22 protein-coding genes are annotated in these 25,074 nt (G+C 32.1%); 6 read left to right on the top strand and 16 right to left on the bottom strand.

Translation table 11 applies throughout. The features are described from left to right. Window positions 1-14: 14 nt before the first annotated feature. On the bottom strand, window positions 15-944 hold the full coding sequence (locus tag LG45_RS12795; RefSeq protein WP_035127801.1) for a 1-phosphofructokinase family hexose kinase: 930 nt from the start codon (window positions 942-944) through the stop codon (window positions 15-17). Window positions 945-1,033: 89 nt separating this feature from the next. On the opposite strand from LG45_RS12795, the gene LG45_RS12790 reads away from it, so the two are divergent. After that, window positions 1,034-1,999 (top strand): helix-turn-helix transcriptional regulator, encoded by a 966-nt coding sequence (locus tag LG45_RS12790; RefSeq protein WP_035127799.1) that lies wholly within the window; start codon window positions 1,034-1,036, stop codon window positions 1,997-1,999. A gap of 44 nt (window positions 2,000-2,043) precedes the next feature. On the opposite strand, the gene LG45_RS12785 is transcribed toward LG45_RS12790, so the two are convergent. Together LG45_RS12785 and LG45_RS12780 are read right to left on the bottom strand one after the other, a co-directional pair. After that, a complete protein-coding gene (locus LG45_RS12785; RefSeq protein WP_035127798.1) occupies window positions 2,044-2,412 on the bottom strand; it encodes a nuclear transport factor 2 family protein in 369 nt (122 codons plus the stop codon). 37 nt (window positions 2,413-2,449) lie between these two features. Then, window positions 2,450-2,932, bottom strand: coding sequence for a DinB family protein (locus LG45_RS12780; protein ID WP_035127797.1), 483 nt, complete (start codon window positions 2,930-2,932; stop codon window positions 2,450-2,452). A gap of 146 nt (window positions 2,933-3,078) precedes the next feature. On the opposite strand from LG45_RS12780, the gene thiL reads away from it, so the two are divergent. Further along, window positions 3,079-4,125 carry a thiamine-phosphate kinase gene (thiL, locus tag LG45_RS12775; protein ID WP_035127794.1) on the top strand — a complete coding sequence of 349 codons (1,047 nt, stop codon included), beginning with the start codon at window positions 3,079-3,081 and terminating at the stop codon, window positions 4,123-4,125. A 46-nt stretch (window positions 4,126-4,171) separates the two neighbouring features. Here thiL and LG45_RS12770 read toward each other — a convergent pair whose 3' ends face one another. From LG45_RS12770 to LG45_RS16670, 4 genes are all read right to left on the bottom strand, one after another. Next, complete coding sequence (locus tag LG45_RS12770) at window positions 4,172-4,846, bottom strand: response regulator (protein ID WP_035127791.1); 675 nt, start codon at window positions 4,844-4,846, stop codon at window positions 4,172-4,174. A gap of 6 nt (window positions 4,847-4,852) precedes the next feature. Then, window positions 4,853-6,898, bottom strand: a complete 2,046-nt coding sequence (locus LG45_RS12765) for a tetratricopeptide repeat protein (RefSeq protein ID WP_052087588.1) — start codon at window positions 6,896-6,898, stop codon at window positions 4,853-4,855. A gap of 98 nt (window positions 6,899-6,996) precedes the next feature. Continuing rightward, window positions 6,997-7,236, bottom strand: a complete 240-nt coding sequence (locus LG45_RS12760; protein ID WP_131494666.1) for a hypothetical protein — start codon at window positions 7,234-7,236, stop codon at window positions 6,997-6,999. 362 nt (window positions 7,237-7,598) lie between these two features. Further along, a complete protein-coding gene (locus LG45_RS16670; RefSeq protein WP_052087615.1) occupies window positions 7,599-8,504 on the bottom strand; it encodes a DNA-binding response regulator in 906 nt (301 codons plus the stop codon). A gap of 814 nt (window positions 8,505-9,318) precedes the next feature. Here LG45_RS16670 and LG45_RS12750 point away from each other — a divergent pair. After that, window positions 9,319-9,591: an ArsR/SmtB family transcription factor gene (locus LG45_RS12750; protein WP_240471881.1), complete on the top strand. Its 273-nt coding sequence runs from the start codon at window positions 9,319-9,321 to the stop codon at window positions 9,589-9,591. 64 nt (window positions 9,592-9,655) lie between these two features. Beyond that, complete coding sequence (locus tag LG45_RS12745) at window positions 9,656-10,195, top strand: DUF3575 domain-containing protein (protein ID WP_035128413.1); 540 nt, start codon at window positions 9,656-9,658, stop codon at window positions 10,193-10,195. Between the two features lie 68 nt (window positions 10,196-10,263). Here LG45_RS12745 and LG45_RS12740 read toward each other — a convergent pair whose 3' ends face one another. Continuing rightward, complete coding sequence (locus LG45_RS12740; RefSeq protein WP_035127781.1) at window positions 10,264-11,808, bottom strand: glycine--tRNA ligase; 1,545 nt, start codon at window positions 11,806-11,808, stop codon at window positions 10,264-10,266. A gap of 233 nt (window positions 11,809-12,041) precedes the next feature. Between LG45_RS12740 and LG45_RS12735 the strand changes: the two genes are divergently transcribed. Continuing rightward, window positions 12,042-12,722 (top strand): ComF family protein, encoded by a 681-nt coding sequence (locus tag LG45_RS12735; RefSeq protein ID WP_035127778.1) that lies wholly within the window; start codon window positions 12,042-12,044, stop codon window positions 12,720-12,722. Between the two features lie 82 nt (window positions 12,723-12,804). Next, window positions 12,805-14,412 (top strand): Ig-like domain-containing protein, encoded by a 1,608-nt coding sequence (locus LG45_RS12730; RefSeq protein ID WP_035127776.1) that lies wholly within the window; start codon window positions 12,805-12,807, stop codon window positions 14,410-14,412. Window positions 14,413-14,451: 39 nt separating this feature from the next. On the opposite strand, the gene LG45_RS12725 is transcribed toward LG45_RS12730, so the two are convergent. The 8 genes from LG45_RS12725 to LG45_RS12690 form a co-directional block, all read right to left on the bottom strand. Then, window positions 14,452-15,216 (bottom strand): amidohydrolase, encoded by a 765-nt coding sequence (locus tag LG45_RS12725; RefSeq protein ID WP_035127773.1) that lies wholly within the window; start codon window positions 15,214-15,216, stop codon window positions 14,452-14,454. Window positions 15,217-15,318: 102 nt separating this feature from the next. After that, window positions 15,319-18,150, bottom strand: coding sequence for a GH92 family glycosyl hydrolase (locus tag LG45_RS12720; RefSeq protein ID WP_035127771.1), 2,832 nt, complete (start codon window positions 18,148-18,150; stop codon window positions 15,319-15,321). A gap of 39 nt (window positions 18,151-18,189) precedes the next feature. Beyond that, the gene (locus LG45_RS12715) at window positions 18,190-19,023 is read right to left on the bottom strand and encodes an endonuclease/exonuclease/phosphatase family protein (protein ID WP_035127768.1); all 834 of its coding nucleotides are present in this window, start codon (window positions 19,021-19,023) and stop codon (window positions 18,190-18,192) included. 221 nt (window positions 19,024-19,244) lie between these two features. Then, window positions 19,245-20,006, bottom strand: coding sequence for a succinate dehydrogenase/fumarate reductase iron-sulfur subunit (locus tag LG45_RS12710; protein ID WP_035127765.1), 762 nt, complete (start codon window positions 20,004-20,006; stop codon window positions 19,245-19,247). 94 nt (window positions 20,007-20,100) lie between these two features. After that, window positions 20,101-22,110 (bottom strand): fumarate reductase/succinate dehydrogenase flavoprotein subunit, encoded by a 2,010-nt coding sequence (locus LG45_RS12705; RefSeq protein WP_035127762.1) that lies wholly within the window; start codon window positions 22,108-22,110, stop codon window positions 20,101-20,103. A 19-nt stretch (window positions 22,111-22,129) separates the two neighbouring features. Next, entirely contained in the window at window positions 22,130-22,987 is an 858-nt protein-coding gene (locus LG45_RS12700; protein ID WP_035127759.1) for a succinate dehydrogenase cytochrome b subunit, read from the bottom strand. 162 nt (window positions 22,988-23,149) lie between these two features. Further along, a complete protein-coding gene (locus LG45_RS12695) occupies window positions 23,150-24,016 on the bottom strand; it encodes a hypothetical protein (protein WP_035127756.1) in 867 nt (288 codons plus the stop codon). 143 nt (window positions 24,017-24,159) lie between these two features. Next, the gene (locus LG45_RS12690) at window positions 24,160-25,011 is read right to left on the bottom strand and encodes a ChaN family lipoprotein (RefSeq protein WP_035127753.1); all 852 of its coding nucleotides are present in this window, start codon (window positions 25,009-25,011) and stop codon (window positions 24,160-24,162) included. Window positions 25,012-25,074: the final 63 nt, after the last annotated feature.

The following is a 25,074-nucleotide window of genomic DNA, read 5'->3' as shown; positions in this document are numbered from 1 at the left end:
GAATATTTTCGGGTTTACTTTTCGATTTCTTCCAGCAACTTCACCACATCTTCCGCTTTAAAAAGTTGTGTTCCTTCATTCATTGTGGCAGCAGTTCCGCAACAAACTCCTATTTGTATTACTTCTTTTAAAGTTTTGTTTTGTGATAATGCCCAAACCATTCCGCCAACCATGCTGTCGCCTGCGCCAACGGTACTTTTCTTTTCTACTTTGGGTGCTTTTACTAAATGGGTCTCCTTTTTTGTAACTAAAATTGCGCCGTCAGCTCCAAGTGAAACTACTACAATTTCGGCACTTTTATTGTCAATTAGTTTTTTTGCAGCTTTTTCTACTTCAGGTAATTCTAAATGTCCAACGCCAATTAATTTTGCTAATTCACCAATGTTGGGTTTGATTAAATAAACGCCAGTTTCTAAAACTTTTTTCAATGCTTCGCCAGAAGTGTCAACAATTACTTTGATACTTGAATCTTTCGCGATTTTTGCTATTTTTTGATAAAAATCAGTTGCAACACCTTCATTCAAACTTCCGCTTATGACTAAATAATCGGTTTTTAACTCTTTTATTGTTTGTAGAATTTTATCTTTTTCATCTTCTGAAAATTCATTTCCTGGAAATCCGAATCGGTATTGTGCTTTGGTTTTATTTTCGAATGCTATAAAATTTTCTCTTGTCCAATTTTTGGTTTTTATTACAATACTATCTAATTTTTCTTTAGCAATTAAATCTTCCAGCATTTCGCCTGATGAACCACCAGAAGTACAAACACAAGTAGATTTTCCGCCTAATTTAGAAATAGCTTTCGACACATTTATTCCGCCACCGCCAGCATCATAACGTGGTTTTTCGCATCGAATTTTTTGTTCGGCTATAAATCCGGTAAAATGAGTTGATTTATCCAATGAAGGATTTATAGTTAATGTTACAATCTGTTGTGCTTTCATCCTGAAAAAATTTGTTATTGTAAAGATGCAACAATTTATTGTTTTTATCCTTTTGTTAGAAAATACTATCTTTGAACAAATGACTTTTTATGCTCGACGAATCTCCAAAACGTTTTGATCGCATCATCGCTATTCTGATTCAATTGCAATCTAAAAAAATTGTGAAAGCTCAGGAATTGGCCGATCGATTTGAAGTTAGTTTACGAACTATCTACCGCGATATTCGTTCGCTAGAAGCTTCTGGCGTTCCTGTTTATGGCGAAGCTGGAATTGGTTATTCGCTAGTTGATGGTTACCGATTGCCGCCAGTTATGTTCACTCGTGAAGAAGCTAGTAGTTTTATTGCCGCCGAAAAATTAATGCAAAAATTCATCGATAAAGAACTAGGACAACATTATGCATCGGCAATGTTCAAGTTGAAATCGGTTATGAAAAGTTCTGATAAAGATTGGGTTTCTAGTATCGAATCGAAGGTTTTAATTCAGCCGCCATCAGGAAATTTATTCAATGAAAATGTACCCGATGCAATGACGATTCTTTTTAAAAGCATTGCTGACAAAACACAGGTAAAATTAAAGTATCAAGCATTTGAAGCTGAAGAAACTTCAGAAAGGACGATTGAACCTGTTGGTATTTTTCATGACAATAATAATTGGTATGTTTTTGGGTTTTGTCATTTACGCAACGATTACCGTCAATTTAGAGCAGACCGAATTCAAGGTATAACCAAAACGGAATTTCCTTTCTCAAAAGAACATCTTCCTTTGGAAACGTATCTGAAAAAACAAAACGAATGCCCAACAACACGAGTAGTGATTTTGGTAGATAAAAAAATCTCCAAATACCTTGCAAATGAAAAGAAATACCACGGATTTATTTCACAGAAAACAATAGGTGAAAAAATAGAAATGACCTTTTTGTGTCGCGACATAGAAGAAGGTTTTTCACGTTGGCTATTGATGTTTGCCGATTACACAACCATCGTAGAACCGCAACGTTTAAAAGATCGAATAATGGAACTTTTAGAAAACTACAAAACACATCTTTTAAAATAAAAAATCCCGAAATCAAAACAGTGTTTTCGGGATTTTATCTTTACTTATTTTGCATTAACAACAGCAAGATTATGTATTAATTTCCATCTGTTATCAAAATCCAAAAACAAAGAATTATAGGAAACAAAATGATTTTCGGCACTTTCTAAACGAAGAGTTACATTGGCAATTGATTCACAATAATTAATACTTTCTATTTTCATTTTTCGAGGAATTCCACCAAAAACACCTTTTCTAACGTTGGCGATATACTGTTTTTTATCAATAACAGTAACGCCCGAAGTTCCCATAAATCGGTTGCTAGTTACTCGAAAGTCCTCGTGCAAAACAACATCCAAAAGATTGATATCGCTGTTATCTCCGGCTTTAACAAAGGCTGTCATTACTAATTCAATTTGCTGTTTATTAGTCATAATCTGATCTTTCAATTAGAATTGTATTGTTACATTTTTATCGTTCCCAAAAAAATGGCGGTTCAATTCCTAAAGCACGCAAGTACACATATCCTTGACCTCTATGATGAATTTCATTATCAACAAAATATAAAATATTCTGAATGATTGGAAATTCATATTGTCCGAAAAGATTAAAGTTTTCACTAAAATCTTCAATAGAAATTTGATTCCAATACGAATTAATTTCAACTGTCGCTTCATCCCATTTTTGTAAAAAGTCTGCTTTGGTTTTTAATTCACCAATGTCTTCTGAATAAGGTTTTGCATCTCTGTTTACAATTGCTTTTAAAGCTGGTGCGCCAATAGATAATAGTTCTGTTACTAATTTAGAAAAAGGTCGCATACCGCCAATGGAAAATTCGAAAAAATCTTTTTCAGGAAAAGCTTCAATTACTCGGCGCGTTAAATTTCGGTGACCTTGCCAATGGTTTAATAAATCCTCTTTGCTAATTACTTGAGCTGTTGCTGTAGTGTTCATAATATAGTTTTTTAAGTTTATACTACAAATTTAAATACGGTTTATGACAACAGTTTGTCAGTAGGAAATTTTAAATTTGATTTAATTAAAAAACTTCAGGAATTCTTGTCTTTGCCTTAAACAAAAATCCTTCGTACCTTTGCAAAATGATAGAAGATAAAAATCCGCAACGAACATCACTTTCGCAATTGGGCGAATTTGGATTGATTGATCATTTGACGAAAAATTTTGACGTTAAAAATGCTTCAACTTTAAAGAGTATTGGTGACGATGCCGCAGTTTTAGATTTTAAAGACAAAAAAGTAGTTATTTCAACAGATTTATTGATTGAAGGTGTACATTTTGACTTGGCTTACATGCCATTACGCCATTTGGGTTACAAAGCGGTTGTTGTGAATATTTCTGATATTTGCGCAATGAATGCCAAAGCGACTCAAATTACGGTTTCGGTGGCAGTTTCTAATCGTTTTCCGTTGGAAGCATTGGAAGAATTATTTGACGGAATTTCACTAGCATCTAAATTTTACAATGTTGATGTTATTGGCGGAGACACGACTTCATCACAAAAAGGTTTGATAATTTCGATCACCGCAATTGGTGAAGCAAACGAAGACGAAATTGTATATAGAAGTGGCGCAAAAGAAGGAGATTTATTAGTTGTTTCTGGCGATGTGGGTTCGGCATATATGGGATTGCAAGTTTTGGAACGTGAAAAACAAGTGTTTCAGGTTAACCCAAATAACCAACCCGATTTGGATGCGTATACTTATTTGATAGAAAGACAATTACGTCCAGAAGCGCGTCATGATATTAAAGAATTGTTGTCGAAATTGGAAGTAAAACCAACTTCAATGATTGATATTTCGGACGGATTATCATCTGAAATTATTCATACTTGTAAACAATCAAAAGTGGGTTGTAATTTATATGAAGAGAAAATTCCAGTTGATCCACAGTTTATAAATGTATGTGAGGAATTCAATATCGATTCGACAACTGTTGCAATCAATGGTGGTGAAGATTACGAATTATTGTTTACGATCGCTATGGAAGATTTTGACAAAATAAAAGCCAATCCAAATTTTACCGTAATCGGACATATGGTTGGCGAAAGCGAAGGAACCCATTTGATAACTCGAGCAAATACTAAAATTCCGTTGAAAGCTCGTGGATGGAATGCTTTGGAAGAATAGAAAAACTAAAAAATCCTCTTAAATTTATCATTCAAGAGGATTTTTTTTATTTTAACATCATGCCATTTTCTTTGGCTTCCTTAATTAATTCTTCGTTGGTGCAACCTTTTTTACCAATAAGCTCTTTCATATTTTCTACTCTTGTTCTTACCGAGGCTGATGAAAGCGGAATGTAAAGTGCCACATCGTCTGCAATAATTCCTTTGTTTAAATAGTGTAGAATTTTTTTATCAAAAACATCAACATACACTTTTTCTTTTTGCATTTGGTTGAGATAATTTATCACCGATTCGCTATAATATTGCTCGCCTTTTAAAATTGTAGTCAAAGCCAAAATCATATTATCGTAGGTTAAGTCATTTTTTATAACTAATCCAAGTGGATCAATTTCTTCAATAACTTTTTGAACTTTTAAACCTTCTGAGTGCATTGTGAGTAACACCGTTTTACAATCTGGAGAAACTTGCTTGAGAAGTTTGGCTAAGTCTTCACCAGTTTGAATGTTTTTTTCCTCATAAACTGGCATACTGATATCGAGTAGGGCAATATCAAAAACAGTTCCTTCGGGATTCATTATGGCTTCATAACCAGTTTTGCAATCGCTGGCTTTTGTAATTGTAAAAGAATACTTTTTATTAGGAAATCTTGTGATGGCATTTTGGTAGCCAATAATAATAAAAGGATGATCATCTACAATTAAAATATTAATGTTTTGGGACATAATACGTTATACTTTAAAGTTTGAATTTTCAAGTGGAAAGATAATAATTATTTTGGAACCTTTACCGATTTCCGATTTTATATCAATTGACCCATTGCATTGATGTACTCTAGAAACCATGTTCTTGGTTCCTATCCCTTTGTTTTTCTTGATGTTAGTATCAAACCCTTTTCCGTCATCTTCAATGTTAAATAATAAATTTTCTTTAGTATCTTTTCTAAAGTGAACTGATACATTTTTAGCCAAAGCATGTTTATTTATATTTTGTAATGCTTCTTGAAGAATTCGATATAAATTGATTTTTATAATATTAGAAATTTTATCCCAATCAATAGTTTCTTCGATTATAACTTTTATGTTTGCATTATTTACTTTGGCTTGTTGCTCTATTAAGCTATTGATGATTGCTACAAAGTTGTTGATAAGCAACGAAGTTTCTCTATTTAATTCATGCGATATTTCGCGAAGGTCTTGTTCTATTAATTGAAGTTCATTCAAATATTCCAATCGTTCTTTCTTGGCTTGTTCATCATCAAAACTATTTAACCCATCAAGACTTAATCTTAAACCAAATAATCTTCCCAAAACACCATCGTGCAATTCTTTAGACAATCGCTTTTTCTCTAAGTCTTTACCAAGTTCTAGTTGGTTTTGGTGCGAGATAATTAACCTATAAATTTCTTCATTGGCTTGTTGCTGGGCTTGCTTGAGTGCCAATACACGAGCACGTGAACGTTGGGTACGAATAAAGAACAGGACGCCAATAAAGAGTACAGTACCAAAAAAGTAGTTGAGAATGTTTCTATTCTTTTCTAATAAATTAAAATTCTCTTCACGAAGTTCATCTGTTTCTAATTGAATACGTGCAAATCGATCTTTGGAGTTTCTTTCTACAATTTGAAGACTGTCGGAAATCCTTATGTATTCTTCAGTATATTTAGAAGCATTAATTTTGTCTATAAATGATGCTTGTTTTAAAGCTAAAACTAAATTTGAAGGTATTTTCGATTTTTTAGAAATTTCAATCGCTTTTTTTGAAAATAAAATGGCATTTTTCAAATCATTCTTATAAAAATAATATTCAGAAAGGTGGATATAACTTCCAACAACCACAGTGTAATCATCCAAATTTTCTCTAATCTTTAAAGCTTCAAAAAATAAATTTGGTAGATTTTTTAAACTATTAGATTTAAGTCTACAATACGCTAAATTATCTATTAAATTAGAATACAGTAAAGGGTCATCATTTTTAATAAGCTTATTCTGCAATGCTTCCTCAAAGTAATAGACAGCTTTTTTATATTCTCTTGATTTAAGATATAAATATCCAATATTGTTTTTACAAATAGTTGTGTAATATATTTTATCCTCTTCAAGAGGTAAATTATTAATTGCTTCTAAAGCTTTATTAAAATAAAAAAATGCTTTATCATATTCCTTTAATTCGGTAGCGACCAAACCTAATTGATCAAGTGATCCATAGATCTTATTGTAATTATTTGCTTTCTTAAATAAAGTATTTGCTTTGTTTAATGATAATTCAGCACCCAAATAATCACCAATAGAATATTGAATAATACCTTTATTCATTAAAATGTTTGAATAATTTTTATCATCTTTCAAATTATCATAAATTTTTTCTGCTTGAACATAGCAATAATAGGAACTATCAAGCTTCTGAATTTTAAAGTAATAATTTCCTCTTGATCTATAAGCCATACCAAGATTTATGGAGTCATTACTATCCAATGATAATTGAAGTAAAAGTCTTGACGACTTATTCAATTTTTCATCATTGTTGTTTGTGTAAAATTCAACAACAATATTTGATAGCAAATTTCGTGTAGATAATTCATTGTTCTGATCTTTTAATAAACTAAACGATTTATCAAGATTAGTCTCGTTTCCTAAAACATTTTTATCTTGATTACTTTTGTATCGATTAAAAAAGATTTTTGCAGAATCTTGACCTTTATTAATAGTGACTTTCTTCTTTTCTTTTGAACAAGAAAAAAGGATTAATGAAAATATTAGTAATGTAAAATATTTCAATTTTTATGGGGTTAAAAAAACGAAAGTACAAAAAAAAAGAACTGCCAACAATTTGACAGTTCTTTTATTATTTATGAGTGTAAATAATTTACTATTTCTTATAAGGTAGGAACTTGACTTCTTCCTCCGATTTCAAATGATGGAACTTGGCTTCTTCCTCCAATTTCAAATGATGGAACTTGACTTCTTCCTCCGATTTCAAATGATGGAACTTGACTTCTTCCTCCAATTTCGAAAGATGGAACTTGACTTCTTCCTCCAATTTCAGTTGGAGCAGTAAAAGATGTTAATACCATCATCAAAGAGAATAAACTGAATATTACTAATGATTTTTTCATGATTTCTAGTTTTAATGTTTTAATGTTTTTGTTAGACTTTATATTTAAAGCCAATTGACTTAACATCAATTGTTTGGGGCTTTCATGTCGTAAAAGTACTACGCTAGTGTAGTTCCATTATTATCATTACTCCTATATAATGTAGAATGACGTCGTTTGATAGTGAATGAATGCCAAATCTGGGTGAATGGAGGTTTTTAAAAAACTAGTGGTTTTAGAATGCTTTTTAGAAGGAAATAAAACATTTAATTAATTGATAATCAATTAATTAAATTATAATTTTGAATCAAAATTACAAATGTAATATAGATTAAATCAAATTTAAAGAAGATTATAGGAACTGATTTATATCAACACCTATATTATATTTCCAAGTAATTTCCAGATGCAATTGTAGCAATTATGGCATCGATGTTTTCTTTGTAAGATTTAGAAAACGGAAGTTTTGTAGTGGTATTTTTAATATGGCAAACGGCGTTACCAGTGTGAATTCTAGATACATAATCAATATTAACGATGTAACTGTTGTGAATTCTAACAAACGGATAGGTCAACAATCCTTCAAAATGCTTTAACGTTTTGAATGCCGTAATCATTTCGCCAGTATTAAGGTGAATGTCGGTAGAATTGTTGTCTGCTTGAAGGTAACAAATGTCTTTTGCTTCGATGTAACGGTAATCACCATAGGACTTTACACAAATAATAAGTGGTTTTTCCTTAGTGTTTTCGGTTTGAAGTAGCGTAACCGCTTTATCATCAACATCTGTGTTTTTATCTTCAACTACAGCAATTACTTCTTCAGATTCGATGATATCATCTGAATTTTCATCTGTAATTAAATCATTTTCAATTAGATCCTCTGGAATTGAATCTTCTATAATTTCATCCGAAACTACTTCAACCAAATCATTTTTATCAGTTTCTACAGGATTAATATTAGAAACTTGAACTGAATTCTGTGGTTTTGAAGGAATCGCAGCATTAGATTGTAATTCCCTGTCTAATCTAAAAATAGTTTTGCGTACTTCTTTTGTTTCAATTGGATTGATTAAATAGTCGAATACGCCATATTTAAAGGCATTTAAGCAAAGAGCATCGTTTTTAGTAGTTACGATAACCTTTGGAACTTTAGATAGATAACGATAAAGCTCATTGATAAATCCCAATGAAAGATTGGACTCTTTCTCTAAAGGATCTATTTCTAGGAAGATAAAATCGGGATTGTGTTCTAAAACAATGTCAATTCCGTCATCATAATTATCTGCCATAGCCAAAAAATGTAGGTTTGAAAAACTTTCGGCCGTAGCTTTAGTCTTCAACCTATTTTTATGGTCGTCATCGATAATTACAAACGTAAAATTCTTCAATTGCCTTACTTTTCGGGGTAAAGCATCAGTTTTTGAGAAAAAAATCTCCAGTTAATTTAAAGTAGCTTGGGGCTAATTTATTTAAAAAAAACATTAGAAAATAATGCTTTTAAAACGTTACTAAATTAAGTGTTTTGCTTTTTATTTTGAAAGTAGTACAAGGTGATTACTATAGTTTTGAATGATTTTTAGTTGAACGGAAAAAATAGCCGATTAAAAACACTTTTATATAAGTTTTTTCTTACTTAAAAGTGCGAAATTTTTTCTATTTGATAATTCAAATTTTTCTTATTTTAAAAATTCAGGATTGTAATAGAACTTTATGAAAAATAAATATGAAAAAGCTTAAAAAAAGGCCATAATTTAGAGTCATTTATAGCATAATTATAAATATGGTAATATTTCGATATGTAAAATAGTATTAATTGTCAATATACTAGATAATATGGGACTTTAAAGAGTTTTTATGTATTTTTAATTTATCAAATTTTTTTGCCAAAACTAAGTCATTGTTTAAATTATGTTTTATAAATTTGAATCGTATTACTTTTTATAAAAGTATTCAAAATTAAATTCATTCAAAACCAACCTATTTATCTTTACGATTTAAAGAAATACATCAGATTTACAGTGAATGGCATAATAAAAAAATAATATTATATATAGCGATATGGGAATTACAAAAACATTTGGTTTCTCCTTTAAAATCAATGAAATGTCAGATATTTTGAAAGCGTTAGGAAATCCAGCCAGGCTAAAAATTATCCAGTTTTTAATGGATTCTCCATCATCAGCATGTGGTGATATTATTGAAGTATTGCCTTTGGCACAATCTACAGTATCAAAACACTTATCTGAGCTGAAAAGAGTGAAACTTATTAAAGGAAAAAATAAAGGAAATAACATCTACTATTCGCTAAATATAAAAACTTGGGAGAAAGTAAAAGATTTTGTTTTATCCGAAATTAATTTACCTAAAGAAGATTAAATTTAATTTGTTGTTAATATTATATTCAGAACTAAAAAAACAATTAGATTTACCCAAAAAAACAATGAAAAAAATAATTACTCTTTTAGTGGTATCCTTATTTTGCACAAACGGATTTAGTCAAAATAATGAACCAACTCCAATTGTTAATAAAAATGAACTTAAAGTAAACGCGCTTTATTTAATTTTAGGAAGTTTTGATGTTTCTTATGAACGAATTTTAAACGAAGAATCTGCTGTAGGAATTTCACTTGGTGTTCCTTTTGACAATGAAAATTGGGATATCAATTATACTGCAACTGGTTATTACCGTTATTATTTTGGCAAAAAAACTGCCGCAGGATTTTTTGGAGAAGCTTTTGGTATGTTAAATAACGTTGATGATTTCATTTATGAAGAAACTGCTTCAGATTATAATTACGAACAAAAAACGTTGACCGATTTTGCTTTGGGAATAGGTCTTGGTGGAAAATGGGTAACTAAAAAAGGTTTGTTATTGGAAATAAATGCTGGTGTTGGTCGAAATTTATTTAATAATCAATATGACGACAGAGATTACGAATTAATAGGAAGAGCAGGAATAACGGTTGGATACCGCTTTTAATATAATTGTAAAAGGAAAATCCCATTTTGACTTATTTCAAAATGGGATTTTTTTATGTTTTAAAACTACTAGATTGTTTTCATCAACCAATTTCTCATTGAAACTTCTTCGTTGATGATTGAGCGTAATTCAGAAATTTTCACTCGATCTTGTTTCATTGTATCTCTATGACGAATGGTTACTGTTTCGTCTTCTAGCGTTTGATGGTCAACCGTTATACAAAATGGCGTTCCAAGCGCATCTTGACGACGGTAACGTCTTCCTACAGCATCTTTTTCGTCGTAAGCAACGTTGAAATCCCACTTTAAATCTTCAATTATTTTATGAGCAACATCTGGCAATCCATCTTTTTTAACTAATGGTAAAACTGCCGCTTTAGTTGGAGCTAAAACTGATGGTAAACTTAAAACTGTTCGTGTAGAGCCATCTTCAAGCGTTTCTTCTTTTAATGAAGTAGCAAAAACGGCTAAAAACATTCGGTCTAATCCAACAGATGTTTCTACTACGTATGGAACATAATTTTTATTTTCATCGGTATCAAAATACTGTAATTTTTTACCAGAAAATTGTTCGTGTGCTTTTAAATCGAAATCCGTTCGCGAGTGAATTCCTTCCAATTCTTTAAATCCGAATGGAAAATTAAATTCGATATCTGCTGCAGCATTAGCATAATGAGCTAATTTATCATGATCATGAAAACGGTAATTTTCTTTTCCTAAACCAAGTGATAAATGCCAGTTTAAACGAGTGGTTTTCCAATGTTCGTACCATCTCATTTCATCACCTGGTTTTACAAAAAATTGCATTTCCATTTGTTCAAATTCACGCATACGGAAAATAAACTGTCGTGCAACAATCTCATTTCTAAAGGCTTTACCAGTTTGAGCAATTCCAAACGGAATTTTCATCCTACCCGATTTTTGAACATTCAAGAAATTCACAAAGATTCCTTGAGCCGTTTCTGGACGAAGGTATAAATCCATCGCACTTTCTGCAGAAGCACCCAATTTTGTTCCGAACATTAGATTAAATTGCTTCACATCGGTCCAATTTCTAGAACCAGTTTCAGGATCGGCAATTTCTAATTCTTCAATTAACGCTTTCACGTCGGCCAAATCTCCATTTCCTAAAGAACGACCTAAACGCTCTCTAATTTCTTTCTCTTTGGCTAAATATTCTACAACTCTAGTGTTGGTGGTGATAAATTCTTGCTCATTGAAAGCATCTCCAAAACGAACACTCGCTTTTTCAATTTCTTTTTTGGCTTTCAGATTCAATTTTTCGGCATAATCTTCTACCAAAACATCAGCTCTATATCTTTTTTTAGAATCTTTATTATCAATTAATGGGTCATTAAAGGCATCAACGTGACCCGAAGCTTTCCAAGTTGTTGGATGCATTAAAATTGCGGCATCGAGCCCAACAATATTGTCGTTCATCTGAACCATTGATTTCCACCAATATTCGCGAATGTTTTTCTTTAATTCTACTCCATTTTGTGCGTAATCGTAAACCGCACTTAAACCATCGTAAATTTCACTAGACGGAAAAATAAATCCGTATTCTTTTGCATGCGAAATTACATTCTTAAAATTATCTTCTTGTTTTGCCATAATGATGCAAAAATATAAAAACTGTGCCAATTAACATTTTTTGAATGAAACATTTTTTTGTTTTATGTCAATTAAAGCGATAGTTGAAAATTATAAAAATCATAAATTTATAAAAATCAAGCACTTCATCGAGTATTATGCTTGTTAAAAGAATCTTTGTCGTAAACATTCTACAAAATTGTAGTACCAATAAAATATAGATTTATAAGTCCATTTTGTTGAAATCCCTACATATGTTTCAAAGTCTACTAAATTTATTTTTTCCAAAATCTTGTGCAGGTTGTAATTCGTTTTTATTAAAAAATGAATATGTAATTTGTACCGAATGCCGACATGAAATTCCGCTTACCAATCATTATAAGATAAAAAATAATGAGGCTTACAGCAAGTTTTACGGTCGAATTCCGATTGAATTTGCTTCAGCATTCTTCTATTTTCACAAAAAAGGAATTGTTCAAGAGATGATTCATAAATTAAAATACAAAGGCCATCAAGAAATTGGATCAGCAATTGGATATTGGTATGCAGAAGAACTCAAAAAATGTATTGAAATTAGTAACGTAGATTTCATAATTCCAGTTCCACTTCACGAAAAACGATTAAAAGAAAGAGGTTATAACCAGGTTACTACATTTGGAGAATCGTTATCTCAAACTTTAAACGTTAAATATAATGATTCTATTTTAATTAGAAATGTATATTCAAAAACGCAAACTACAAAATCAATTCTTGGCAGAAGTACTGTTATTGAGAGTGTTTTTGGAGTAAAATTTGATGAAAATCATCATAACAAAAATTTTTTATTGATTGATGATGTGATTACAACTGGCTCAACACTCGAGGCTTGTAGTAGAGAATTGCTAAAAATTCCTGGTGCCAAAATCAGTATTGTTTGTATGGCAATGACACAGTAACGTTTTTTAGTTAATTATAAATAAAAAGATTTCGTTTACACTAAATATAATTGTTATTTTGCGGTAGTTAAAATCTATATTAATGTTGAAGCGTTTTTCAAAATACTGTCTTATTTTACTGGCAATTGCTACTATTGGCTGTGCAAAAAGAGGCACAATCACTGGCGGAGCAAAAGATACTTTGGCACCAGAATTACGATTTAGTTCACCCGAAAACGGAACAGTAAACTTTAAAGGAACCGAAATAAAACTTTATTTTGACGAATATGTAAAACTTAAAAACGTTGGAAAGCAGCTAATTGTTTCGCCTCCAATGTCAAAAGCTCCAGAAGTTTTGCCTTACAATGCGAGTAAATTCATAATTGTAAAATTTAAAGATACATTGCAGAAAAATACAACTTACAGTTTAAATTTTGGTCAAAGCATTCAAGACAATAATGAAGGTAATATTTTACCACAATTTAAATATGTTTTTTCTACTGGAACTTATATTGATTCACTGGCTTTGAGTGCTACTTTTAAAGATGCGATTGAGCAAAAATCTCCAAATTTTGTATCATTTATGTTGTATGAGGTGAATGAAAAATACACAGATTCAACAATTTACAAAGAAACTCCAAGATACATTACCAATTCTCTCGACAGTTTGAAACTAGTTAAATTAGAAAATTTAAAACAAGGAAAATACCGATTAGTTGCTATTCAAGATAAAAATAACAACAATAAATTTGATCCAAAAACAGATAAAATTGGGTTCAAAAAAGACTTTATTACTTTGCCAAACGATACAATTTTTGAAATAAATCTTTTTAAAGAAATTATCGCATTTAAAGCTTTCAAACCTAGCTTAGCATCAGGAAATAGAGCCGTAATAGGTTATGAAGGAATTCCTAAAGACGTAAAATTTGAATTAAAAAAAGGAGAGGAAGTACTTCCATTTAAAATTTCTAAACTTCCAAAGAAAGATTCCTTACAAATTTGGTTCAAACCAATGAAAAATGATTCTATTACTGTTGCGGTATCTAAAGATAAATTCAATCAAAGTTTTGTTTTAAAATTAAAAGATCAGAAAAAAGACACGTTAAGTTTTTCGGCTGAGAAGAGTGGAAATTTACCTTTTAGAGAAAAATTCAAAATTAATACGACAATTCCGATTGAAAAGATTGATAATTCTAAAATAAAACTCATTAGAAAAGATTCCACATTAGTTTCATTTACAACATCTTATGATGATTTTAATCAGCAAATAGTATTTGATTTCGAAAAACAACCGTTAGAAAAATATTCAATTCAGCTTTTACCCGGAGCTTTAACTGATTTCTATGATAAACAAAACGATACATTAAATTATAGACTTGACACACGAAATACCTCAAATTATGGGAATTTAAGAGTTATTCTTGAAAATGTAAAACGCTATCCTGTAATTATTGAACTTACCGACAAAGACGGAAAAGTCTTAGCATCTGAAATTAGAACTGATAATTCTAAAGGAAACACAGTTGAGTTCAATCTACTAGAAGCAAATGTTTTTACGATAAGAGCAATTTACGACACCAATAACGACGGATTATGGACACCAGGAAGTTATTTAGACCAACGGCAAAGTGAAGAAGTTATTTACTTTCCAGAAGGTGTACGAGTCAATGAAAATTGGGATGTCGAGCAACCGTTTAATGTTGGGAAATAATAAAAAGTACGAATTACGAATTACGAGGTATCGAATGTTTTATTTTATTTGAAACTCATCTCTGTCAGTCAGAAAATTTAGTTTTTCTCTGGTTTCTATTAGTTCATTTTTATCTAATTCTACTATGAAAAAACCTTCTATTTCTTGTGGTTCTTGAATGTAATTACCAAGAAAATCAACTGCTTGCGAATGACCAACATATTCGTGATTATTTTCGTCAAATCCTATTCTGTTGACACCAATTACGTAGCTCATGTTTTCTACGGCACGTGCTTTTAGCAAAATATCCCAAGCATTTACTCGTGGTTTTGGCCAATTGGCAACATAAATCAACACATCATAATCTTCAACATTTCTTGCAAAAACAGGAAAACGCAAATCGTAGCAAATAAGTGGACAGATTTTGAATCCTTTATAATCGACTATCAATTTATCTTTTCCAGCGGTGTAAACTTTATCTTCTCCAGCTAAAGTAAACAGATGTCGTTTGTCATACGTTTGAATTTCTCCATTAGGAAAAACAAAAACCAATCTATTGCAATAATTGCCATTTTCTTCGATTACCAAACTTCCTGTGATGGCACAATTTTTATCTTTTGCAGTTTCTTTTAGCCAAGAAATAGCATCGCCTTGCATGGTTTGTGCTACATTTCTCGGATTCATTGTAAATCCGGATGTAAACATTTCGGGCAAAACAATCAAATCGACATATTGCGAAATAGCATTTATCTTTTCTTGAAGTAAAGCTTTGTTTTCATTGGGATTTTCCCATGATAATTCGGTTTGGATTAAGGCTATTTTCATGATTTTTGAGACGCGGATGAAACGGATTCACTTCGTGAAAACGCGGATTCTCGCGGATTTTATTTGAACACAGATTAAACAAATTTGAGAAATCTAAATAATTTATTTTATTGTTATTTCGTCTATAAAAATAAATGCTTCGCCTTTGTCATGATAGCCAATATGCCATTCTGGAAGTCTGCCGAAATTGTAAGCTTTCACTTTTATGTATCTTGCATTAATTGGTTTTGCTGATTTGAAATTGAAATCTTTAATAATGTTTTCGTCTCTTCTGGTATCAACATCATTGGCAACCGAAGTTATTAATGTGAAATTGATATTATCCGTCGAACTATAATATTCAACTTTGGTTGGCATTAATATCCAAGAACGTTGGTCTTGTAGAAACGTTGCACTAAAATTGGATACTTCTTTTAGGTTTTGCAAATCAACAATGGCTTCAAAATCTTGACTTTGATATCCTTGCCAATCGCCTTTTCTCCAGTTCGTGGATCCATTAATTCCGTCTAACAAACCATCTTTTCCTCCAGCATGATATTGCGGATTGTAAGTAGATTTTATGTTGATGGTGTAATTGTTTGGTTTTTTGAAATAGGTTGCACTTACCATTTGACTAGAACTATTTGGTTTAGACTCAACTAATCTTTTAGGCAATGTAAGAGCAAATACTTTAGATGAATTAGAAATTGTAAGAGGTTTTAAATACATTTGAAAACGATCTGTTCGATTACCTGCCAAATCTTCTATATAATAATACATCTCTAAATTATCTTTATTACTTAATGAAATTGTAAGTTTATCTTTAAAAGATTTATTTTCTGCATGAATTACAGGTACAATTAAGTAATCATAACCAAAAGCATTATGTTCTAAAGCTTTAATTGGATTTAATAGATTAAAATCTACAAAATATTCTCCTTTCTCAAATTTTGGTATTACTTTAATTGAACTTTCATTTAACAATATTCTACTATTTTTAAAAATTGGCTCAACCGTATTAAAATATTTTTGTCCTGGAGTCACTTGATATAAACCAATTGAACTCAAAACATACCACGCACTCATTTGTCCGCAGTCTTCGTTTCCTATTAATCCATCTGGTGAATTTTTGTAAAAATTATTTAAAATGTAATGTACTTTTTCGGCGGTTTTCTCAGGTTTTCCAATGTAGTTGTACAAATACGCCATGTGATGACTTGGTTCGTTTCCATGTGCATATTGCCCTATTAATCCAGTTACATCGGCTTGTTCTCTTCCTGTTGTTTTGCTTTCACTGTTGAACATTTCATCAAGTTTGGCTTCAAATTTTTCGTTTCCACCATACGCATCAATCATTCCAGGAATATCTTGAGGCACAAAAAACGAATATTGCCACGAATTACCTTCGGTATAATTATTATTGATTTCTCTTGGGTCAAATGGTTTATCCCATCCGCCATTTTTCTTTGGTCGCATAAAACCGGTATTCCAATCGAAAATGTTCTTCCAACTTTGAGATCGTTTCATGAAATAATTAAAGTCTTCAGTTTTATTTAAAATCTGGGCCATTTGGGCAATACACCAATCGTCATAAGCATATTCCAACGTTTTAGAAACGCTTTCGTGCTCGTCGTCCATCGAAATAAAACCTTGTTTTTTATAAGCATCCAATCCTAAATGATCTAACATAGCCGAATGTTTGGCCGCTTCAAATGCTTTTTCGTAATCGAAACCAGTAATTCCTTTTGCCATAGCATCTGCCATAACCGAAACCGAATGATAACCAATCATACAATCGGTTTCATTGGACGCTAATTCCCAAACAGGTAATCGTCCGCCTTGTTCGTATTGTTTTAGAAACGTATTTATAAAATCGGCAGTACGTTTCTTTTCGATTAAAGTATAAAGTGGATTTGCCGCACGAAAAGTATCCCAAAGAGAGAATACCGAATAATAATCGAATCCTTCGCCATTGTGAACTTTGTTATCTCTTCCGCGGTATTTTCCATCGATATCTTGAGCGATATTTGGTTGAACCATTGTGTGATATAAAGCCGTGTAGAAAATTGCTAGTTTATCTTTATCAGATTCTGTAATTTCTATTTTAGATAATTGCTTGTCCCAAAGTTGTTCAGCTTCTTTTTTAACTTTATTGAAATCCCAATCTTTTATTTCTGACATATTCAATTTTGCTCCTTCATAACTTGTTGGCGAAAGCGACACTTTTACAGAAATTTTCTCGCCTTTTTTAACTTGCTTCGAAAAACTCACTTTTACAACAGTTCCTGAATAAAAGTCTTTTTTGTTTTCTTGATTGGCTTCAGTTTTAGAAATTTGCATCGGTTTATCAAATTCTATTCGAGCATAAACGTATTGATCTTTTGCCCAAGCTTCACTTCTTCTTAGAATTTCAATGGTTTTATTATCAATAATTTTTATATCGCCATATAGCAATTTATCTCTATGATTTAAATCGAGAATTAAATTGGCTTGACCAGTATTATTAAAGACATATTGATGAAATCCAACACGAGTTGAAGTGGTTAAATTGACATCAATATTGTGCTTATCTAACTTTACAGAATAAAATCCAGCAGTTGCTTTTTCATTCGAATGAGAGAATTTAGAACCATATTCTTTTGGGTCGAAATTTGGTTCGTCCATAGTTGGCATTAGCATGATATCTCCATAATCGGTGCAACCAGTTCCGTTTAAATGCGTGTGAGAAAATCCGTAAATCACAGAATCGTCGTGATGATAACCCGAACATCCATCCCAACTTCCATCAATTCTAGTATCTGGAGAAAGTTGCACCATTCCAAACGGAACTGTTGCTCCAGGATACGTATGTCCGTGTCCGCCAGTTCCAATCATTGGGTTGACGTATTTGTGGTAATTTTGTCCGAAGGAAACTATTGAAGTGATTAGAAATAGTGATGAAAGAATTTTTCTCATTGTGTTGTTTGTTTGTTTTCCAAAGATAAAAAAATGGTTTTAATTAAAACTTATTTCGGCATAAACTGGCAAATGATCTGATGGATACTTCAAGTCTTTGGAATCGCTCAAAATGGCAAATTTATTTACTTTTAGCTTATTATTTTTCGATATAAAAATATAGTCAATTCGTTTTATAACTGCTTCATTGTGTTTAAAAGCGTTGAAAGTTCCAGTTGGACCAAATGGTTTTTCGATAGAAACATCATAAGTATCTAACATTTCTTTTTTTAGATTTACAATTCGTTCTTCGGATGGTTCCGAATTGAAATCGCCCATGAAAAAGACAGGATAATTTTTAGTGTTCAAAGTTTTAATCTTTGAAAGAATTAATTTTATTGAATTTGCTCGTGCCAATTCACCAATATGATCGAAATGCGTATTGAAAACCCAGAAGATTTGCTTGGTTTTTTTGTCTTTCAATAAAGCATACGTGCAAACTCTATTCAGCGCAGCATCCCAACCTTTCGACATCACTTCTGGAGTTTCTGACAACCAAAAAGTACTTTGTTGTAACAACTCAAATCTATCTTTTTTATAAAAAATATTAGACGATTCTCCTTTTCCGATGCCATCTCTACCAATTCCTACATAACTATATTTGGGCAAAGCCGATGAAATAGCAATAACTTGATTGGGTAAAGCTTCTTGAATTCCGAAAACATCGGGTTCATAAAATGCTAGTTGCGAGCAGAAATAATCTTTTCTATTAGACCAAGCATTTTCGCCATCGCTAGCCAAATCCAAACGAATATTATAGGTGATTAGTTTTAGATTTTGGGCAAAACTGAAAATTGAAATCACAAAAAATACTGATGTAAATAGTTGTTTCATTTTAAAATAAGGTTTCTCAAATATACGGATTTTGCGTTAGGGATTACTTCACATAATTTCAATTTTCATAGGAGTTCAGTGAACTTCGTTTGAAGTGAAATCCTTTTATGGCTTTTTCTGCCATAAAAGATTGGAACGGAAAGCCCGACCTGAAAGGTAACGCCATAAAAAAACGCATCCAAATAAATGAATGCGTTTTAGATATTTTGAGAAGTGATTAATTACTTAATACTTGCTTTTAAAAATTCTCTGTTCATACGAGCGATGTTTTCTAGAGAAATTCCTTTCGGACATTCTACTTCACATGCGCCAGTATTAGTACAGTTTCCGAAACCTTCTTCGTCCATTTGACGCACCATATTTAAAACACGTTGTGAAGCTTCTACTTTTCCTTGTGGTAATAATGCATATTGCGATACTTTTGCTCCAACAAATAACATTGCTGAACCATTTTTACAAGTTGCAACACACGCACCACAACCAATACATGCTGCAGCTTCGAAAGCTTTATCCGCATCTTGTTTTGGAATTGGAGTTGCATTAGCATCAATAGTATTTCCTGATGTATTTACAGAAACGAAACCACCAGCTTGTTGAATTCTATCGAATGCACTTCTATCAACAACTAAATCTTTTACAACAGGAAACGCTTTACTTCTCCATGGTTCGATAAAAATAGTATCGCCATCGTTGAATTTACGCATGTGTAACTGACATGTTGTGGTTCCAGTATCTGGTCCGTGAGCGCGTCCGTTGATGTAAAGCGAACACATCCCGCAGATTCCTTCACGACAATCGTGATCGAATGCTACTGGTTCTTTTTTGTCGTTAATTAGTTGCTCGTTCAATTGATCAAGCATTTCTAAAAACGAACTTGCAGTAGAAACATTATCTAATTTATAAGTTTCCATGCTACCTTTTGCTTTAGCGTTTTTCTGACGCCAAATTTTAAGGTTTATATTTATATTTTTTGCTGAAGACATAATGTATTTTTTTTGAGTGATTAGTGATTAGTAAGTAGTGATTAGCTTTAAAAATTCTTTTAATTACTATTTACTCTTTACTTTTCACTAGTTACTATTTGTAATTTCTAGCTGCAATTTTGATAAACTCGTATTTCAATTCTTCTTTATTAAGAATTTCTTTGCTGATGTCATAACCCATATATTCCCAAGCACTTACAAAAGAGAAGTTTTCGTCATCACGAAGTGTTTCTCCTTCAGCATCTTGATATTCTTCACGGAAATGTCCACCACAAGATTCGTTTCTTTGCAAAGCATCCATAGCCATTAACTGACCTAAATCTATAAAATCGGCAACACGAAGTGCTTTTTCTAATTCAGGATTTAATTCGTCAGCCGTTCCAGGAACGTAAACATCGTTATAGAATTCTTCTTTTAAAGCAGCAATTTCTTCAATAGCTTGTTTTAATCCAGCTTCATTACGCGCCATTCCAACTTTATTCCACATAATCAAACCAAGACGTTTGTGAAAATGGTCAACCGATTTAGAACCTTTATTTTTCAATAAACTCTCGATTGAATTTTTAACGTTGTTTTCGGCATCGATAAATTCTTGAGATTCTGTTGATATTTTACCTGTTCTAATTTCGTCTGCTAAATAATTTGAAACCGTATAAGGAAGCACAAAATATCCATCTGCTAAACCTTGCATTAAAGCCGAAGCTCCAAGTCGGTTTGCACCGTGATCAGAGAAATTTGCTTCTCCAGCAACGAAACAACCAGGAATTGTAGATTGTAAGTTATAATCAACCCAAACACCACCCATTGTGTAGTGAACTGCTGGATAAATTTTCATTGGAGTTTCATACGGATTTTCATCTGTAATTTTTTGGTACATTGTAAACAAGTTACCGTATTTTTCTTCCAACCATTGTTTTCCTAATTTAGTCACTTCTTCCGCTGAAGGATTATGATTTCCTTTTGCATAAGCAGCTTGACGACCTTTACTTTGAATTTCTGTAGAGAAATCTAAATAAACACCTTCGTTAGTATCGTTTGCTTCGATACCATGCCCTGCGTCACATCTTTCTTTGGCAGCTCTTGAAGCCACATCACGTGGAACTAAGTTACCAAATGCTGGATATCTTCTTTCTAAGAAATAATCTCTATCTTCTTCAGCAAGTTGTGTTGGTTTTAATTTTCCTTCACGAATAGCTTCTGCATCTTCTTTCTTTTTTGGAACCCAAATACGACCTGAATTACGCAATGATTCTGACATCAAAGTTAATTTAGATTGATTTACTCCATGAACAGGAATACAAGTTGGGTGAATTTGCACAAAACAAGGATTTGCAAAAGCAGCACCTTTCTTGTGAATTTTCCAACCAGCAGTTACGTTACTTCCCATTGCATTTGTAGATAGGAAATATACGTTTCCATATCCACCAGTTGCAATAACAACAGCATGAGCCGAGTGTCTTTCTAGTTCACCTGTAACTAAATTACGTGCTATAATTCCGCGTGCTTTACCATCTACTTTTACTAAATCTAGCATTTCGTGACGGTTAAATTGCTTAACGCGACCTAAACCAATTTGTCTAGAAAGTGCCGAATAAGCACCTAATAATAATTGTTGACCTGTTTGTCCAGCGGCATAAAAAGTACGTTGTACTTGAGTTCCACCAAACGAACGGTTATCTAATAATCCACCATATTCGCGAGCAAAAGGAACACCTTGAGCTACACATTGGTCGATAATATTTCCTGAAACTTCTGCTAAACGGTGAACGTTAGCTTCACGAGCTCTGTAATCACCACCTTTAATAGTATCATAGAATAATCTAAAGATACTATCACCATCATTTTGATAATTTTTAGCAGCATTTATTCCACCTTGAGCTGCGATTGAGTGCGCTCTTCTTGGTGAATCTTGGTAACAAAATGCTTTCACATTGTAACCCATTTCTCCAAGCGAAGCTGCAGCAGATGCACCAGCTAAACCAGTTCCAACTACAATAATATCAATTTTTGGTCTATTGTTTGGAGCAACTAATTTTAAATGATCTTTATAATCGGTCCATTTTTTAGAAATATGACCTTCTGGTATTTTTGAATCTAACTTCATAATGTATATCTGATGTTGATTATTTTAAGAAAAAGTGAATGTAAACCGGAATAATTGCAAATAAAATTGGAACTATAATCGCGAAAGCAGCTCCAAAGAATTTAATTTTTGGCGTCCAATTTGGATTATTTAAACCAAGAGATTGGAAAGCACTACTAAATCCGTGTAATAAGTGAAAAGCTAAAACTGCCATTGCAATTACATATAAAATGGTGGCAATTAAACCAAATTTAGCATCTTTAAAAAAGGCAACTGTTATTTTGTGTAAATCCTTGTAACCTTCACCAATTTTTACTTTTGCTTGTGTATTGTAGAACTCAGTTCTGTTAGCAATGTACGATTGCGCTCCAGTTTTTGTAGCATCTTCATAGCTTTTTGCTACTTGAGCAACAGGCATATATCCTTCATTTGTAGTAAGATATAATTCTTGTTTTTGCCCCATTGCTTCTACAGTTATTGTTTGCAAAGGCATGTTTTCGTCAAAATGCATTTTTGCCCAAAAATTAACCATGTGCGTAACAATAAACACTAAAATTAATGTCCCTAAAACAGCCATATTTCTTGATGAAATACTACTGTTCTTACTCGGGTTGTTTTTAGCATAACCAATTGGTCTTGCTTTGATGTTTTGATAAGTTAGTAAAAAACCATCAACCGCGTGAAAAAGAATTGAAATGTAAGTTAGGTAAGAAAGTAATTTTACCGCTGGATTTGACGTCATGAACAATGCATACTGATTGAAATGCAATGCATCACTAAAAATTAACTGAAGATTTCCAGCTAAATGTCCTGCCAAAAACAAGCATAAAAATAAACCTGTAAGAGCCATCCAATATTTCTTTGCGATAGATGACTTTAAAAGTGCAGATTTTGCCATAAGATTGTATAATTTATTTTAAAAAATCACACAAAAATACAGCTATTTGATATTAACTACAACCTTTTCGGTGTAATTTATAATGAATTTAAAGTGAGTTTAACACTTGTTGATTTTCAAAGTGTTAAGAAGATAAATATCGCTATTTTTTGTTAAACAAAATTATTTTACAAACGTCGGAATTAATCCACGTAATCCCATATCGACGACATTTTCTTCTTGAGAAGGTTCAAATTTACCGTCCTGAATTACTTCTCTCCATTCGAAACTGTTGTTGATTGATAGCGAAAGTGTAATGGTAACGTCTTTGGTTTCGTTTCCTGTAATCACTAAATTAGTTGGAAATTTTCCTGTTACTACACAAGAACCTGCAGGAATTGGAGAAGTTGATGCAATAGGATTTGGAACTGTTGTTGCTCCAGCTGGTGCTTGACCTGATGAAGAATAGGGTTGATTATTTAATGCAAATGCCCAATAACCTTGTGAGCGATTTCCGTTTATTGGGAAAATATTATTTCCTATGGAATGTGAACCAATGTAATTATTGAAACCAACAAAACTTGCTAAAGTTCCTTCATAGTCAACTCCTTGGTTTCTAATTTTGATGCTGTAATTTTGATAAGACAATGAAACTCGTAACCATTCGTAATTTCCTGATTGCAATTGACTAAGTGGAATTTTTAGAAAAACTTCATCTTGACCTACAATTTTAGACTGACTAAAATCGATGGCATTGCTTCCTCCAACTGAAGTTTCTGGCGCGTGATATAAAATTGCTCCGTTACCTAATTGTGTTGTTGCGTTTGGTGCCAATTCTAGATAATGTGCTGAAATGGAATTGAAAGTTGGCGATTGCGCGGCATTTCCTGAAGCTACTGTTGAAGGTTGACCTAAATTATTTAATCTAGCTTGATCTTTATCGAATTTGAATTTTACGATAAGCATTGGTTCTTCGTTATCGTCAGTAGAACACGAAAAAAACGGAATTATCAATGCTAATAAAAATGTCGTAACTAGTAGTTTTTTCATGCTATGGTTTAGGTTTTTAACCCCGATTGCAGTGAAAATGTTTATTGTTTTGTTCTTTCAAAACAATAAACATTGCAACGGAAAGCGGGAAAATGGATTACAAAAAATGCGCAAGCCATTCGTTTCAAATAATTTAGACGATTTTAATACGTTTTTGTTACATCTTCATCTATAACGAGAATGTAGTTGGCTTTATTGTAATTTTCCTTTTCTAATTTAGAAATATCTTTTTGCTCCACAGTTGAAATAGTAATTATTTGGATATTGCGATTGTACTGCTTTAAGTACCAATTGATTCCGTCAAAATTATCGGAGTGATAGGTGCCGTTATAATGGATGAAAATGGTGTCTTTTTTAAGATTTTGATTGATGAAATACGCCATTGTTGCGTCTTTACTCGCTTGTGCTTTGGGCATATTTACGCTGGTGTGTTCGCCCATCATTTTCATCATTTCTACATAACCCGGAAGATTGGCATCGTACGGAATTGGTTGTGGCGCAATCCATGATTTTTCTTCGGATGTTAGTGTTTCTAGGGCTTCGAAACCTTTTTTAGAAACCATTGAAGCATATCTTCTTGGAATATTTGTTGCGATGAAATTGAATTTATTTTCTTTTGCAAAATCTACTAAAGGTTTGTAATCGGTTTTATAATTTGGCCATAATCTTGCTGTTGAATCCAACTTTTTTTGATCGATTTCGCCTTTTAGGTATTGATTTAATTGCTTTTGATTGTCGGCTTCGAGCATTTCGGCACCGAGAACAATTGGCGTTTTTGCTGCAATGTCTTTAGTTAACTCAAGTTGCAACCAATGGGAAACCGAATTGTTGTGGTATTCTCCAAAAAGTACAATTTGGGTTTTTAATGCTGACTTTAATAATTTATCGTAAGTTACTTTTTTTCCGTTTTTATCAAATAGCTGGTAGGATTTTTTGTCTTGTGCTTGAAAGCAAATGGTAAAAAGAAAAAGTATTGAAAGAAATGTAGTTTTCATTGTGAAAATTTTTATAAAAATATAGATTTTAATCTGAGTTGAAAACTATTTGGATATTTTTGT

The sequence above is a fragment of the Flavobacterium aquatile LMG 4008 = ATCC 11947 genome (assembly GCF_000757385.1).
GTDB lineage: Bacteria > Bacteroidota > Bacteroidia > Flavobacteriales > Flavobacteriaceae > Flavobacterium > Flavobacterium aquatile.
Note: the sequence above shows the minus strand (reverse complement) of the source record. Positions and strands in the feature narration are given on the sequence as shown.

Bases quoted from the DNA above. Each gene is read 5' to 3' on its own strand.
- LG45_RS12760 (WP_131494666.1), bottom strand. From the start codon at position 7,236: ATGAAAAAATCATTAGTAATATTCAGTTTATTCTCTTTGATGATGGTA.
- thiL (WP_035127794.1), top strand. From the start codon at position 3,079: ATGATAGAAGATAAAAATCCGCAACGAACATCACTTTCGCAATTGGGC.
- LG45_RS12795 (WP_035127801.1), bottom strand. From the start codon at position 944: ATGAAAGCACAACAGATTGTAACATTAACTATAAATCCTTCATTGGAT.
- LG45_RS12790 (WP_035127799.1), top strand. From the start codon at position 1,034: ATGCTCGACGAATCTCCAAAACGTTTTGATCGCATCATCGCTATTCTG.
- LG45_RS12720 (WP_035127771.1), bottom strand. From the start codon at position 18,150: ATGAGAAAAATTCTTTCATCACTATTTCTAATCACTTCAATAGTTTCC.
- LG45_RS12750 (WP_240471881.1), top strand. From the start codon at position 9,319: ATGTCAGATATTTTGAAAGCGTTAGGAAATCCAGCCAGGCTAAAAATT.
- LG45_RS12780 (WP_035127797.1), bottom strand. From the start codon at position 2,932: ATGAACACTACAGCAACAGCTCAAGTAATTAGCAAAGAGGATTTATTA.
- LG45_RS12735 (WP_035127778.1), top strand. From the start codon at position 12,042: ATGTTTCAAAGTCTACTAAATTTATTTTTTCCAAAATCTTGTGCAGGT.
- LG45_RS12770 (WP_035127791.1), bottom strand. From the start codon at position 4,846: ATGTCCCAAAACATTAATATTTTAATTGTAGATGATCATCCTTTTATT.
- LG45_RS12785 (WP_035127798.1), bottom strand. From the start codon at position 2,412: ATGACTAATAAACAGCAAATTGAATTAGTAATGACAGCCTTTGTTAAA.
- LG45_RS12730 (WP_035127776.1), top strand. From the start codon at position 12,805: ATGTTGAAGCGTTTTTCAAAATACTGTCTTATTTTACTGGCAATTGCT.
- LG45_RS12700 (WP_035127759.1), bottom strand. From the start codon at position 22,987: ATGGCAAAATCTGCACTTTTAAAGTCATCTATCGCAAAGAAATATTGG.
- LG45_RS12695 (WP_035127756.1), bottom strand. From the start codon at position 24,016: ATGAAAAAACTACTAGTTACGACATTTTTATTAGCATTGATAATTCCG.
- LG45_RS12705 (WP_035127762.1), bottom strand. From the start codon at position 22,110: ATGAAGTTAGATTCAAAAATACCAGAAGGTCATATTTCTAAAAAATGG.
- LG45_RS12715 (WP_035127768.1), bottom strand. From the start codon at position 19,023: ATGAAACAACTATTTACATCAGTATTTTTTGTGATTTCAATTTTCAGT.
- LG45_RS12745 (WP_035128413.1), top strand. From the start codon at position 9,656: ATGAAAAAAATAATTACTCTTTTAGTGGTATCCTTATTTTGCACAAAC.
- LG45_RS12710 (WP_035127765.1), bottom strand. From the start codon at position 20,006: ATGTCTTCAGCAAAAAATATAAATATAAACCTTAAAATTTGGCGTCAG.
- LG45_RS12690 (WP_035127753.1), bottom strand. From the start codon at position 25,011: ATGAAAACTACATTTCTTTCAATACTTTTTCTTTTTACCATTTGCTTT.
- LG45_RS12740 (WP_035127781.1), bottom strand. From the start codon at position 11,808: ATGGCAAAACAAGAAGATAATTTTAAGAATGTAATTTCGCATGCAAAA.
- LG45_RS12725 (WP_035127773.1), bottom strand. From the start codon at position 15,216: ATGAAAATAGCCTTAATCCAAACCGAATTATCATGGGAAAATCCCAAT.
- LG45_RS16670 (WP_052087615.1), bottom strand. From the start codon at position 8,504: ATGGCAGATAATTATGATGACGGAATTGACATTGTTTTAGAACACAAT.